The sequence below is a fragment of the Persicitalea jodogahamensis genome, assembly GCF_014651615.1.
In the GTDB taxonomy this organism is placed as follows: domain Bacteria; phylum Bacteroidota; class Bacteroidia; order Cytophagales; family Spirosomataceae; genus Persicitalea; species Persicitalea jodogahamensis.
Genome location: NZ_BMXF01000002.1, coordinates 250,486 through 264,960 on the forward strand (window position 1 = coordinate 250,486; position 14,475 = coordinate 264,960).

Genomic DNA, 14,475 nt, shown 5'->3' on the forward strand with positions numbered 1-14,475 from the left:
CGTAGATCATTTTTCAACCTCCTGTATCCGATATGATTGAATCAGGGGCTTATTTTCCGGAGAAAGCGTAAGCGTTACCGCCAGATCGGCCTTTTCTCCTTCGAGGATATAAGTACCCCGCAACTGGTTTTCGGGGACGATTGCTTTCACTTGTGTTATTCTTCCGGCTTTTTCAAAAAGAGCTTTGGTTTCCTTTGTCACGGCATCGATTGAATAATCATCGAAAAAATTATCGGCAAATAGTCCGGTGCTTTCGGCATTTTTAAAGTCGGGCAGGAGTTGGGTAAGTTCTTTTTGCCGCTGCACCAAAATTGCAGAGGCGGGTAGTTGGCGGGGTTTCAATCCGGCCTTCACGATGAGCGTATCAAGTACCTGCAAATTGATGGGCGTCATGGGCGCGTAGGTACGATTGGCAAACGAAACAATGCCGATGCCGTACTCGGGCAAAAATCGCCAGTTGCTGCCAAAGCCCGGCAAACCACCGCTATGGCCCACGTACTCGCGCCCCTCACAGTCGCGCAGCCAGCCCAATCCGTAGCAGTAGGCCGACACGATACCACAGTGACGACCACTCGGGTAAGTGAAATCCGGATTCATTCCGCTGATGTTCCAGGGATGGTGCATTTCCCGTAGCGAACTCCGTTGCAGCGGACCGTTATCCGTTTCGTCGCGGGGCGGCCAGGCAGCCATGTGGAAGGCCATGTATTTTGCGTAGTCTTCGATGGAGGAAATCAAACCGCCCATGGCGCCATAGGCCCCGTCGTGGAGCAAAGGTACGGATGTCCAGGTACCCTCGTTCCATTGGTAACCCAGGGCCAGTTGGGCTGCAGGTACTTCGGAATACTCCCATTTCGAGTGGGTCATACCCAAAGGCAGCAGAATGTTCTCGGTGATGTATTGCTGATAGGACTTCCCGGATACTTTTTCGATGATGTACCCCAGCAACGTCACGCCCAGATTGCTGTATTCATAGGTTACGCCCGGCGCGTTGGAAAACGACACTTGACTTTTGATCAACGTCAGTAATTCCTGATTGGTCGCATCCAGCTGGCGGTCACCCCAGGGATTGTCTTCCGGAAAACCCGCCGCGTGGGTCATCAGGTGGCGCAAAGTAATGGGCGGCGAATCGGTAGTGAGTAGTTTGAGACTTTTCATTTCCGGGATGTAGGTGTCGGCCCGGTCGTCGAGGCTGAGCTTGCCCGCATCCCGAAGTTGCAGGATCGCCATCGTCGTGAAACTCTTGCTCATGGACGCTACCCGAAACAGGGATTGGGTAGTTGCGGGCGTTTTTTTATCCACGTTCGCAACACCTTTGCTATTCGTATGTACCAGTTTTCCGTCGACAACCAGCCCGTAGGTATAGCCCGGAAAATGGTTTTTATCACCATACTCTTCAAAAAGCTGGTCAATTACCGGGAATAATGCCTCAATCTTGTTTATACGGGCTTCATCCGTAAAAACGGGTGGCTGATACGACTGCGCGCGGGCGGGCGCAACGAGGGCGGTACTTCCAAGCAAGACAAGTGACAGTATTAGGTTTTTCACAATGGAGGGAGGGTAGGTTTCTGCTTTCGAATATAGCGAGAGATGCCGTAAGTACATTCACTACTCTTCTTCTTTTAATTCATTCAGAAACGATTGAGCTTCCTGCAAACGCTCATTGGGAAATTTCCTCAGAAAAAATACAATAATCAAGGCAATGACCACGCTTCCCAGCGTACTGTATATCAGCCAGTCGCTGTGCCGATAAAGATCGTAATGGGCTAGTGCGTTGGCCATTACGATCATAAACGGGGCAAAAAACAGCGGGATCACCACCAGTAAAAGGTTTGTTTCCAGGAGTTCCAGGTACCGCAACCGGGCCACTTTCAATTGGGTTTTTACCACCGGGTGCCCAGCCCGGATCCCGTAGTAGAGTGAGAGCTGGTAGCCACTGAAAAGGACACTGGCAATAGTCAACGCAAACAGCAAAAATCCCGGCAGGAAAAATTTTATTTCCGTAAAGGTATCCATCACGTATCGGCCAATAAACGTAAGAAAAGCCAGATTCACGGCCAGCTCAAAGTATGCGGTCCATTTGATTCCGGCGAGGCGAGTCCTGACCTTCTGCACCCCCACCTCCTTCAATAGTTTTTTCTTTATTTCGATTTGGGTAGTAAGCTCCTGATCGGTCGTGTTCCATAACGTGGCTAATTCCTGAAATTCCATTTTCGTAAATTTTAAGTGGTAACAATTGATTTTAGATGCTCCTTGATTCGATACAATTTGGTGGAGACGTTGGTTGGCGATATCCCCATTATGTCCGCGATTTCGGTGTTCCTGCAGCCTTCCAGGCTCAGGATAATCAGTGCCTTGTCCAGCGGCCTGAGTTGGTCAATGATCCGGTAGAGTTGTTCAAGCCGTTCGTCCATCGCCGGGTTGCTCCATTCCAGAATATCGCGCTGCTGCTGGTAGTACTCCTCTCTCCGCTTCCGGGCGGTTTCTTTTCGGAGGTACGAAATAGATACGTTCAGGGCGATGCGGTACGTCCAGGTTGAGAGCGCCGAAGTACCATCGTACTTTGGAAAAGCCCTCCACAAGTGCAGAATGATTTCCTGAATCAAATCCTTCCGATCTTCATAATCCGAACAGTAGGCACCCGCCACTTTGACAATGAGTTTTTTATACCCTTCGAGGTAGGTTCCAAATTGTTCGTGTTCTGCTGTGTCTTCCAACGTATAAGTAAGTATCGTTTCAAGTACGTTTTTGCCCTATTATTCGCAGCCGAATCTAATCTGTCACAGGAATGGGAGATTTTTTTTGAAGAAAATAGGAAACAAATGGAAGACCCCAAAAGCAGTCTCTATTTGGAAAGTGTACCAGAGTCCCGATTTGCAGTTCGCGAATTACGTATCGGGCATGACCCACTTATCGAGCCTGGCCCACTTGAAGTATTCTGGTTTAAAATCAAAAAAAAACGCCCCGCCGGTTTTCTGGCGGGGCGTTTTTTTTCAGAATTGAAGCCTACTTAGCCGGGTCGGCGGGCGTGCTTGTGTTGTTATTGCGCTCCGCGAGGGGGTAAGGATAAAAATCGCGGGTGCGCTCGCTGGCCGGACGGCCAAAACGGCGGCTGTCCTCAATCCGAAGCCCCGAAAGGAAAAGCTCGATGGAACGCTGACGGTAGATTTCGGTCAGTATCGCTGCCTGTGTCATGGGACCAGAGTAAGGGGGCAAGTTGGCCCCGATACCCCAGACGTCCGTTTGCTTGGTAAGTACTTTATTCAGTTCAGTGACGGCTTCGTTAAGACTACCCTGCCGGGCTTTGGCTTCGGCCTTGATCAGCAGCATTTCGCCGGGAAGGTACACGGGTACTGCCGCGCTGCTGGCGGTAAAGAAGCTGGCGCGTCCGGCATTGAGGCCCGTTGTCATGTTGTAGTAAAACGCCCGGCGTCCGTCGTTGGCGGGCGGTGCCAGACTGGCGGGTAAACCGAAATCGGCGACGGGCTCGGCCACGTTGCGGTTGCTGAAGCTGGTCTCGAACAACGGATTGCGTGACACATCATCAAAAAGGAACGCTGATTTTTTGGTCAGGTCTACCTGATTGGCCGCATTATACGCCGCATCGTAGTTGCCCAGCATCAGGTTGTAGCGCGCCTGCAAAGCCAGCAGCGAATTTTTGATGTCAATCCCACCCACGGTGCTGGTCGCGTTGATGGCCGCGGCCGTGAGACCGGCCCCAATGGAAGCAAGTGCTTCCTTGAGCACATCTTCCCGACTGGAAAAGGTAGCATTCTCACCCACCGCGATGGGGGCTTTTTCCCAGAAAGTAGCCAGAGTACCCAGGGCCAGTGCCCGGTAAAAATGAGTATTGGCCAGAATCTGAGCGTTTACCGACGGGTCTTTGGCGGCGGCAATGTTGGCCAGAATAATGTCCGCATTGGACTTCACGATATTGCTCTTATTCCAGAGGTTGGTCACCAGGGAGTTGTTGCCCTGCACGGCCGTGGTACCCGTCTGTAAGTTAGCCTCGTCGGTGTTTCCTACGTTCAGGTTGATGAGTTCCTTGGTAGTGAGTCCGTTGGCGGTCAGTCCACTGTACATGGCTCCGGCCCGCGAAATGGTGTATTGCTGCTGCAGACCGTTGACCATCGCCAGCAGACCATTCTGGTCGTTGACTACCTGTCCCTGACTGGCTGAGCCTGGATTGAGGTACTCCTGCTCGCAGGACGACATACCCAATGAAAGGGCCAGCCCTATGCTGTATATGAGTTTTCTTTTCATTTTCTTGAAATATCTTATGGGAAATTCCCGGTTCTTACTGATGTATGACTTGATGACGTTTGTTGCGATTAGAACGAAAGCGTCCATTGTACCTGATAGCTGCGGGGGATGGGTACATTGCCAAAATCCACCCCACGCATCAGGTCGCTGTTGCCACCCGCGTTGGTTTCGGGATCGTAGCCCCGGTAGTGATCCCAGGAGTACAGGTTACGGCCAATCAGCGAAAGGGCCGAAGAGTTGATTCCCAGGAATTTGGGCAGCTGATAAGTCAGAGCCAGTTCGCGCAGTTTTACGTAAGAGCCATTGTCGATCCGCCATTCTTCGATCAGGTAGTTGGCAAAAATATAGCCTCGGGGCAGCTCGCCTTTCAATTCTTTTTCGGCTATTTCCCCAACTCCCACTCCCTGACGGGTACGGAAGTCGGCATTGAACACATCGACACCCTGTACGGCATCCAGCAGGAAGCGGAAACCAAAACGCTTGTAATTCAGCTGGCTGACAAACGAACCCGTCCATTTGGGATTAGGATTGCCAATGATGCCGTTCACGAAGCCACCGGTAGGCTGTCCTTCTGAGGTGCGCTTGGGTTCAAAGGTCGCCCCGGTTTGGGTACCCTGCTCGCGCTGGGGAAAGCCCTGCGAATTCAGAATCAGGTCGCCCTGCTCGTTGCGGGCGTAGGGAACGCCGTAGAAGAGCGACGCGGGCTGTCCCTCTACCAGAAACACGGGCGCACCGGCCACGTTGTTGACGGCCACCAGCGGCGTACCCAGCTTTTCGATCTTGTTGCTGTTGCGGTTGAAAAGTACCGTGACATCCCAGCTGAGATCCTTGGTGCGGACCGGAGTAGCGTTCAGGCCGATTTCGATACCTTTATTTGACATTTCCCCGGTGTTATTCACGATGCTCGTGCCACCCGCCGAAGCGGCAAGTACCCGGTTGACAACGAGGTCGGTTATTTGCTGTTGATAAGCCGAGAAAGTCAGACCGATTTTATCGTTCAGGAATGAAGCATCCGCGCCAAATTCCAGCTCCTTCATTCGTTCGGGACGCACCGCGGGGTTAGCCAGCTGCGGGCTCGGAACGATGGTGTTTTTTCCGAGGTAAGCCACCGGATTGTACTGCCAGAAACGGTCGTAAGAACCGATACCCGTCAGGTTACCGGCCTGTCCGTAGGAGCCACGTAGTTTGAGGGTACTGACCACCTTACCGATGCTACCATTTTTCCAGCCTTCCAGGTCAGAGGCCACAAAACTGGCTGAAACCTTGGGGTAGTACTGGTTGGATTCGGAAGCCGAAAACTTGGAGCTGCGGTCGCGCCGGATGGCCCCGGTCAGGAAGGCGATATTCCGGAATCCGAGAGTTGCCTGCACAAATTGTCCGTTCAAGCTGTACCGATCCAAACCGTAACCCGCCGAGATCGTGGAGCCGCCGTTGAGCGTTTCGATGAAGGGCGCCAGAGACTCGCCGCTGGCCCGCAATAGGTTGGAGCTGCTGTACTGGTAGCTGGCACCGGCCAGAAGGTTCAATTTAAGCTCCGGCGCCAGATCCTTCTCATAGCCGACGTTCAGGTCCATGTTGTAGAAAGTAGCTGCATTGGTAACCGTCGAGGCAAATCCGAAGGGGTAGCGCTCCAGCGGCAAGCCGGCTGCCGCCTGATACGGGTAGGGCGGAATCAGGTTTCTACCTACCTGCGAGTAGGTATCCACACCCAGGATGGCATCTACGGTCAGGCCTTTGAGGGGCGTGAGATTCAGCTGTACATCGTTGATGGTCCGGTTGACGGTCGCGCTGAACTGCATGGCCTCCACGGTAGTCAGCGGATTCACGCGGGTAGGTTCTACGGCCAGCAGGCTGCCGTTGGCATCGCGCTTGGTAATGTCGTAGATATTGTTGGTGATATTGATAGAGTTGATCGGGCTGTAGAATACGTTTCCGTTGGCCTTCTCATTGGATGCGCTATTGGTATAGCTTAGCCCTACCGATACTTTCGCCCAGGAAGCCAGCCGTTGATCGACCCGCGTACGCAGCCCGTAGCGCTGGAAATCAGTGCCTACTATAATTCCCTGATTCTTGGCATAATTCACCGACAGAAGGTAGGTGGTCCGGTCATTGCCGCCACTGACCGACAGGTTATTATCGGTACCAACACCCGTGCGGAAAATGTTATCCTGATAGTCGTAGCGCGTCACATCCACCAGATTGCTGGCCAGCATAGTATTGGCTTCACCGTTACGGTTGACGCCGATGGTCGTAGCGTTGTTGGCGGTGGCCGCGGCGGCCGATACTCCGGCTATGGTGTGCAGGCGCAGTCCGGGGTAGCCAAACTGCTTGCCGTAGGTAGTGATGGGTACTTTTTTCCGAAGTTCGTTGACATTGAAGCTCGTGGTAAAGTTGATTCTGGGCACGCCCGATTTGCCCCGCTTGGTAGTGATAATCACCACACCGTTGGCCGCGCGTGAGCCATACTGGGCGGCAGCAGCAGCCCCGTTGACCACGTTAATGCTTTCAATATCGTTGGGATTGATGTCGGCCAGGCGGTTGGTACCGGCCTGCGCCGTAGAGCCGATCTGATTCTGAACGGCGGTTTGCGATACGTTCACGGTGTTGTTGCTCACGATCACGCCGTCGATTACGTACAGCGGGTCCGAACTACCCTGAATGGACTTTACCCCGCGCAACCGGATGGAAATTCCGCCCGCCGGATCGCCCGAGTTCTGAGTGATTTGGGCACCGGGAATTTTGCCCTGCAGGGCACCCAGCAAATTGTTGGAGCCCGACTTCTGGATCGCGTCCGCTTTTACCGTGTTGATGGCATTGCCCAGTTGCCGGCGCGACTCGCGCACCGTGGAACCGGTCACGACCAGTTCGTCCAGATTCAGGACATCACTGTTCAGGGTAGCATCCAGCGAAATTTCGGTTTGGCTGTTCAGCGTCACGGTTTTCTGAACCGTAGCGTAGCCGATCGACGCAAAGCTGATCGTGTAGGTAGCTGGCGGAAGGCTGACGCCCAGCGTGTAGTTTCCGTCGGCACCTGTAATGGTGCCGAGGGTAGTTTGGTTGATACTGACGGTCGCACCGGGGATGGGGCCGTCGGCATCCTTCACTTTGCCTTTGATAACATAGGACGCCTGCTGGGAGAAAGCGGCCGAAGCCACGAGCAGCATCAGCAGCAAACCCGCTGATACACGCAGCAGACCGGGTTTAAAATGGGCTAAACTTTCGATCATGAAAATAATAAAATTAGGATGAGAGTAAGATGGACGCAGAAAACCTGCACAAACCTGCATTTTTTAACAAAAGTGAGTAAATAACCGCAAAAATCAAATGTTTATTACGCTATATGCAATTAAAAATGTAGGTTTATGCTGCTTTTATAAAAGATACATGCACAAACAGGTAAAAAAGCGGAACATATTATGCTTAAAAAAGAGCGTCAGGAATACATACTCCAGCAAATCAACCGGCACAACAAGGTACTTTCTGCGGATCTCTGTACGAAGCTCGCGGTGTCGGAAGATACCGTGCGGCGCGACCTGCACGAATTGGCGGGCGACGGGAAAATCCTCAAAGTACATGGGGGGGCACTGTCCAATACCCTCTACCAGGATACGCAGGGAGAAATATACGCCCGGCAGGAAAAAGCCATCATTGCCGCCAAGGCAGTCAGTCTGTTCGAGGAAGGGATGTACATCATGGTCGGCGGAGGTACCACCGTGCGGGAAATTCTCAAAATAGTCCCCAGGGACCTGCGGCTCATATTTATCACGGTGAACCTTGCTTCCGCCACCGAGCTGCTCAACTACACCAACTACGAGGTGATTCTGCTGGGCGGAAAAGTTTCGCGGCACACCCGCTTCTGCACGGGGGGCGATACCATCATGAACCTGGCTGACGTACGGGCCGACTTATGTATTCTGGGTACGAATGCAATCGACGCGGAGGCGGGTATTTCGGATTCGGACTATGAGTCGGTGCAGGTCAAAAAGGCCATGATCAAGTCCTCGGAACGTGTAGCGGTGGTGACGATTTCGGAAAAACTGGGCTCCGTGGAGCGGTTCCATATCAGCCCGATGAATGGGCTGGATTACCTGATTACCGAACTACCCCCCGCCCACGAGGCTTTGCAGGACTACGCAAAATCATGTGAGGTACTTTGATGAGAAAGTAGTTTGCAAAAAACAGGAATGGGCTAATTCTGTGTTCTGTAAACTACAATGTCTGGCAATTTATCATTTGTGCCCGACCCCCTCAATCCTCCCGCCCCTCCTTCCGATTCGCATCGGCCATCCTCACAATCTTGGGCGTAAACTTTGCCAGTACTTCCACTAATTCGCTTTGCGCTCCGATCACGGTTTCGATGTCTTTATACACCATCGGGGCTTCGTCCAGATCGCCGCCAATGAGCTGAATGTCTGCTTCCTGCAAAGCCTTGTTCAGCTGCGATTGGGTGATGGTTTTTAAAGCCTGCGTTCGCGACATCAGCCGCCCGGCTCCGTGTGACGCCGAATTGAGAGAATCGGCCTGACCCCGACCGCGTACCACAAAACCGGGCTTGGTCATCGAGCCGGGGATGATGCCCAGCACGCCGGGGCCGGCGGGGGTAGCGCCCTTGCGGTGCACCATCACCTCCCGACCATCGGCCAACTGCTCTTTCCAGGCAAAGTTGTGGTGGTTCTCGATCATCAGCAGCGGTTTTTCGCGCAGGGCTTTGGCTATTTTGCTGTGGATTTCGTGGTGATTGGCCGAGGCATATTCGCCCGCCAGATTCATCGCAATCCAGTACTCCTGACCTTCTTCGGTATTCAGGTCGAGCCAGGCCAGGTGGGCAGCCTGCTTGGGCAGACGGGTTTTCTGCATGGCCAGCTTCGAATAATAATTGGCCACATTCCCGCCAAAACCCCGCGAACCCGAATGTGTGAGCAGGGCCATGTACTGGCCGGGAGGTAGTTTCATGCCATTGATGTCGGCTGCGGCATAGGTGTCCACGATGCCCCACTCCGCAAAATGGTTGCCCGTGCCGGAAGTACCCAATTGCCGGTAGGCCTTGTCTTTCAGGTCGCGGATTACCTTGGTTGCCTGCCACTCGGGCAAATCCATCACGCTCTCGTCGAACTTGTCGCGTACTTCGCCACCCATCCCGAACTTGGTTTTCTCGACCAGCGTCTTTTTCAGCAGGTGCGGCTCGCGCTTTAGGAAATCCGGCGACAGATCGAAAATTGACAGGCACATCCGGCAGGCGATGTCGACGCCCACGGCAAACGGAATCACGGTGTTCGGTTCCGTGGCTAGTACCCCGCCAATGGGGAGGCCATAACCCTGATGCGCATCGGGCATGAGCGCCCCGGCCACCGCAATGGGCAGACTCGCGGCTGTTTCCATCTGCTGCAAGGCACCCACTTCGATATGCTCTCGGCCAAAAATGGCGTAGGGTAGTCGCTCGGCCCGCAGCTCAAAGTTCATGGCTTCCTGCTTCCCCCCGGCGTGAACCGGGTAGGACGGTGGCTCCGGCGGCAGATAGGCGGCCCCGGCTTCGCTCAGCGGGATGGCGATGCCCTGTTTGCCAAGGTCGTAAACCGCCCGGGCCAGATTGGTGACCTTGTTTTTGGAATAGGCGTATTTCTTAGGATTCTGCAGCATCTGCGCCAGCAGGGCAAGCACATTTTCTTTGGGGTATTTGGCCCGCTGCGTCAGGCCATTGGCCACCCGCAGAAAAGCGGGATGCAGTTCAGCGGGAATGGGCCCCAGGATCTGAATATCGTCAATGGTGATCGGGGTAGTTTCCATGGTTGGGTTCTTTATTTTCAGAATAAACGATTTTTTGCTTGAATAATCACAACTAGCGATAAGTGGCAGTACATCAGAATATTGAGAGAGGTTTTTTGCCCCTGCTTACATGGTGGACACAAGATGCAAGGAGGTTGAGCTGAAGCGAGTCCTTTTAGTAACCGTAAGATTGTTTAATCTTTTTTAAAAAAAAATAAACAAAACTGAAAACAATGGTTATCCGCTTCGGTTATATGCACTTCCAATATTTAGTATAAACCTTAAATTTTACTGATTATGAAACGTGTGAAATTTTTCGTGCGCTATGCAACGAAACTAATGATGGTAGGTGTGTTGGTCGGTATGGTTGCTGCTTGTAAAAACGACGATGATAATACGGTCGAGCCGCAGTCCATCACGGACATCGTAGTTATGAACAACGATTTCACGATTCTCAGGGCGGCTGTCACCCGTGCGGGATTGGCCGATGCGCTGGATGCAGGTACTCTGACGGTTTTCGCGCCGAATGATGCCGCCTTTATTGCGTCTGGAATTCCCGACGTTGCTGCCGTGAATGCCCTGCCTGAGGCTACGCTTAAAAGTATTCTGGAATACCATGTACTGAATTCTACGGTCGAGTCGAGCGCCATCGCAACGGCTGCTGATCAGGAAGTGGGTACTTTGGGCGGACAGAATCTGTACATTACGAAGAACGCCGGAGGCGTATCGGTAAATGGTGCAATGGTGATAGCGGCCGATGTCGACGCGGCCAATGGCGTAATCCACGTAATTGACCGGGTACTTATGCCACCCACCCGAAGCCTCCTGGAAATTGCGCAGGGGAATTCTGATTTTTCTTATCTGGTGGCTGCCGTCACCCGGGCTGCGGCCAGTAGCCAGGTTGTGGTCGATGCGCTCTCTTCCCCGGGTAGTGCCTTTACCGTATTTGCGCCTACCAATCAGGCTTTTATCGATGCAGGCTTCCCTACCGAAGCTTCACTGGCGGCAGCCGATCCGGCTACGCTGACGAGCATCCTGCTCTACCACGTGGTACCGGGGCGCGTTTTCTCTACCAATCTGACTACGGGTGATGTAGCAACTGCCGCCACGACGCCCGTAAAAGTGGACGTTGGAACCGGGGTGACCATTACTGGTGCGGGCAACGGAACTAACGCGGCTTCGGTGACGAGCGCTAACATGCTTGCCACCAATGGCGTGGTTCACGTGATCGACCGCGTGTTGCTGCCCTGATTTGCGGGCAATGAGAGTTCTTTTACCAAAAGGGGGGCGTGCCAGGTGGCGCGCCCCCTTTTTTGATTGGCGAGTGGGCGGGTGATTGCACAATCTTTCGGCAAGGTTGATTTTCATTTGGAACCATGACAGTTTGCAGGTACAAGGTTCCGGTCTTTAGCTATGTAGGTGTGAAGGAAAAATGAGAACATTCGTGGCGCCCTTGGATGGAAGGATTTTTCCTGCACCATTTATTCACGTAGTATTTTCCATCAAAACGGGCTATAAACGAGGATTTGTACTACGTTTGGCCTTGCTTCGTTTCAAGGAACTACGCATGGGCAAAAGGTTGATCATTTTTTGACCGCCTGGACCATCCCGGCATGATGGCGGGTAGTTTTGCCCCGGCAAGATCAATTTGGAGAAAATATCAACCTGAAAAAATTTGTGAAAAAACTGATTATTACTTTGGCTTTTGGGTTGGTACTCCTTCATCCGCCCGCCTCCTCGCAATCCGTCGTTTACGATATTTTACTTGCCGGGCGCTCCGTGGGCGAATTGACGATTACGCCTCCCCGTTCGGGCGATGGCGCTGATCATTTTCGGGTGAGGGGTGCAATCGACACTTTTCTGTACGACGTGGTGTATGTGAGTGAAAACCGGTTTGAGAATGGCGTGCTGAAAACGTCCATGTCGAGCCAGGAAGTGAATGGCAAGCTGAAAGAAAAAACCAATACCGTCCAGACTACCGGCAACTATCGGGTGACTTTTGCCGAGGGTAATTCCGCCGCCACGGAAACCACCCAGATACCTCACCCCATCAACTACACCGTGACTAGCCTGTACTACCGGGAACCCCTGAACATGAAACAGATTTACTCCGACCGCTACGGAAAAATGTGTTCGGTGCAGAAGGTAGCCACCGGAGCTTATGAAGTAATGATGCCTGACGGCAAAAAGACCCTCTACCACTATTCACAAGGCCAATGCCGGGAGGTCAAGTCCCAGATTGCTGGCCTCAACCTGATATTCCGTATCCGGCCGGATAGCGTGGCGAGGTAGCCACCTACCTGCCTCGGGATTTCGGGGAATCAGGGTAGAGCCCGGGCCTGTTCGTCTTTGGTATAGTATCTGATGGTGAAAATATCGTACTAGGATCTCCCGCTTGGATTTCAGGTTCGGGTACCTGACTGTACTACCCTTCCGAATCTTTGTTGCACTGACTTACCCTATGTGATACCCCTCCTTGAAAAACCGATAGATGCTGAAGGATCACTACATCCGGCCCGATCAAAATGAACACTACATTGCTCTCTGGCAGCAGTCGGTTGCCGGAGACAAGGGGGCTTTCTGTGAGTTGGTGGAGGCACACTATCAGGTACTTTTTAACTACGGTACCAACTTCACGACCAACCGGGAACTGATCAAGGATACTTTGCAGGACCTGTTCATTCACCTCTGGGAAAAAAGGGAGACGTTCCAAATCCAGCATCTTACGATTTACCTGTTACGCTCCGTTCGGAATAACCTGTACCTGTCTTTCAGGGACACCAAAACCAAGATCGTTTCCATTGACGCTACGCTGCACGACCAATCCGATGATTTTACCATCGAGAAAGCACTGATCTTCGAAGAAGCAGTCTCCGAAGAAAAAAGCAAGGTGATCGAAGCAATTTCCGGCTTGCCTAAACGGCAAAAAGAGGCTGTCTTTCTAAAATATTATCAGGGACTCGACAACGAGCAGATTGCTGAATTGATGGTCGTGAACCGGCAATCGGTGGCGAATCTTCTTCACAAAGCCATCCTCAATCTCCGCTTATCTTTCGACAAGCTCCACTACTTCATCACTACTATTTTCCTGATCGGCTTATAATATTTATTGCACTGATAGTTAGATAGATAGAATTTATTCTCTCTTTTTTATCAAAAAACTTCTTTACAAAAGAGTATTGGAGGGTACTTTTCACATCCTTCAGAAAAAATAAGCATGTCCTATTTTTTCTATGTTCGATTATACTAAGTACCGTCCCGAGGATTTGGCCGCCGATCGGTCTTTCAGAAGCTGGAAGCTGGATGGCGACGCCGAAGATGCCCGTTTCTGGACAGAGTGGATCGAGTTGCATCCTCATAAGCAGAATGATGTTGCAAAGGCGGAACTTCTTCTTGAGGCCGTCGGGGATACTTTCGATCAGATCACAGAGTTTGAAATCCGGGATGAATTACACCGCCTCGCGCAGCGGCTGGACGAGCCATCCGCCGAAACGAACAGCCGGGAGGTTTCTCTCTGGCCGGGCCGGAGTCGTTGGATCTGGGCGGCGGCATCGCTCATAGGGGTGGTCAGCCTGGCTTGGTGGCTGACGCAAAGTACCCCGGCCGGACCTATTGCCCTCACGTATGCTGAGTTGGTTGAAAATGCGGAAGACCAGCTTGTCGAGTATGTCAATACCGACAAACTACCCCATACCCTGGCGTTGCCTGATGAAAGTACCATTGTGCTTCAACCGGGAAGCAAGGTAAGTTATCAAAAAGAATTTGCCGGGGATCAGAGGGTAGTTTACCTGGCGGGTGAAGGCTTCTTTGATGTTGTCAAAAATCCAGCGAAACCTTTCTTCGTATATGCTAATACGGTGGTTACAAAAGTGCTTGGCACCAGCTTCGCCGTTAAAGCCAGCCCTGGCGGCGATCAGGTACAGGTTGAGGTAGTGACCGGACGGGTATCGGTATTCAAGAACAATGGCAGAGCGCTGTCTGAGCGCACAAAAGCCCCTGAAACAGGAAACGAGATTATTCTTAAACCCAATCAGAAACTTGTTTTTCTGGCTGACGAAAATCAGTTTTCCCGCAGTCTGGTGGCGCAACCCGAAGTACTGGAAAGCACCCCCCAGCAACTGACCTTTACTTTCAAGGCGACGCCTATTGAAGATGTATTCGGGGCTTTGGAAAAAGCCTACGGAATTGAAATAGTGTATGATAAAGAGCTCATGAAAAACTGCTACCTGACGGGCTCATTTGCGGACGAGCCCTTGTTTGAAAAGCTGGACCTCATCACCCGAACCATCAGCGCCAACTACCAGCAGATAGATGGGCAAATTGTTATTTCCAGCCATGGATGCTAGCCTCCGAACAACCCCTAACCTCTACAACCAGTGCTTGCCTATGAATAAACCCTTTTCAAAACCTTTTTAAACAAAAAAGTCAGCAGTGCGCCAACACCACTGACTT

Annotated in this window: 12 protein-coding genes; 6 read left to right on the top strand and 6 right to left on the bottom strand. The window is 52.2% G+C overall.

Annotated features, from left to right (window positions below; all coding sequences use genetic code 11):
- Positions 1-6 precede the first annotated feature (6 nt).
- The 3 genes from IE117_RS11165 to IE117_RS11175 are packed head-to-tail and all read right to left on the bottom strand — an operon-like array spanning position 7 to position 2,714.
- Positions 7-1,545: a serine hydrolase domain-containing protein gene (locus IE117_RS11165; RefSeq protein WP_229580740.1), complete on the bottom strand. Its 1,539-nt coding sequence runs from the start codon at positions 1,543-1,545 to the stop codon at positions 7-9.
- Between the two features lie 60 nt (positions 1,546-1,605).
- Positions 1,606-2,208 carry a hypothetical protein gene (locus IE117_RS11170; protein ID WP_189564505.1) on the bottom strand — a complete coding sequence of 201 codons (603 nt, stop codon included), beginning with the start codon at positions 2,206-2,208 and terminating at the stop codon, positions 1,606-1,608.
- Positions 2,209-2,219: 11 nt separating this feature from the next.
- Complete coding sequence (locus IE117_RS11175; RefSeq protein WP_189564506.1) at positions 2,220-2,714, bottom strand: RNA polymerase sigma factor; 495 nt, start codon at positions 2,712-2,714, stop codon at positions 2,220-2,222.
- Positions 2,715-2,819: 105 nt separating this feature from the next.
- Between IE117_RS11175 and IE117_RS11180 the strand changes: the two genes are divergently transcribed.
- Complete coding sequence (locus IE117_RS11180) at positions 2,820-3,011, top strand: hypothetical protein (protein WP_189564507.1); 192 nt, start codon at positions 2,820-2,822, stop codon at positions 3,009-3,011.
- Here the strand turns inward: IE117_RS11180 and IE117_RS11185 are convergent.
- Positions 3,004-4,260, bottom strand: a complete 1,257-nt coding sequence (locus IE117_RS11185) for a RagB/SusD family nutrient uptake outer membrane protein (protein ID WP_189564508.1) — start codon at positions 4,258-4,260, stop codon at positions 3,004-3,006. The genes IE117_RS11180 and IE117_RS11185 overlap by 8 nt on opposite strands.
- A gap of 68 nt (positions 4,261-4,328) precedes the next feature.
- Entirely contained in the window at positions 4,329-7,487 is a 3,159-nt protein-coding gene (locus IE117_RS11190) for a SusC/RagA family TonB-linked outer membrane protein (protein ID WP_189564509.1), read from the bottom strand.
- Positions 7,488-7,676: 189 nt separating this feature from the next.
- Here IE117_RS11190 and IE117_RS11195 point away from each other — a divergent pair, with 189 nt between their 5' ends.
- Positions 7,677-8,417 carry a DeoR/GlpR family DNA-binding transcription regulator gene (locus tag IE117_RS11195; protein WP_189564510.1) on the top strand — a complete coding sequence of 247 codons (741 nt, stop codon included), beginning with the start codon at positions 7,677-7,679 and terminating at the stop codon, positions 8,415-8,417.
- Between the two features lie 91 nt (positions 8,418-8,508).
- On the opposite strand, the gene IE117_RS11200 is transcribed toward IE117_RS11195, so the two are convergent.
- Complete coding sequence (locus IE117_RS11200; protein WP_189564511.1) at positions 8,509-10,044, bottom strand: RtcB family protein; 1,536 nt, start codon at positions 10,042-10,044, stop codon at positions 8,509-8,511.
- A gap of 276 nt (positions 10,045-10,320) precedes the next feature.
- On the opposite strand from IE117_RS11200, the gene IE117_RS11205 reads away from it, so the two are divergent.
- From IE117_RS11205 to IE117_RS11220, 4 genes are all read left to right on the top strand, one after another.
- On the top strand, positions 10,321-11,274 hold the full coding sequence (locus IE117_RS11205) for a fasciclin domain-containing protein (protein ID WP_229580743.1): 954 nt from the start codon (positions 10,321-10,323) through the stop codon (positions 11,272-11,274).
- A 426-nt stretch (positions 11,275-11,700) separates the two neighbouring features.
- On the top strand, positions 11,701-12,315 hold the full coding sequence (locus IE117_RS11210) for a DUF6134 family protein (protein ID WP_189564512.1): 615 nt from the start codon (positions 11,701-11,703) through the stop codon (positions 12,313-12,315).
- A 199-nt stretch (positions 12,316-12,514) separates the two neighbouring features.
- Complete coding sequence (locus IE117_RS11215; RefSeq protein ID WP_189564513.1) at positions 12,515-13,126, top strand: RNA polymerase sigma factor; 612 nt, start codon at positions 12,515-12,517, stop codon at positions 13,124-13,126.
- Positions 13,127-13,256: 130 nt separating this feature from the next.
- Positions 13,257-14,369 (top strand): FecR family protein, encoded by a 1,113-nt coding sequence (locus IE117_RS11220; protein ID WP_189564514.1) that lies wholly within the window; start codon positions 13,257-13,259, stop codon positions 14,367-14,369.
- Positions 14,370-14,475 lie beyond the last annotated feature (106 nt).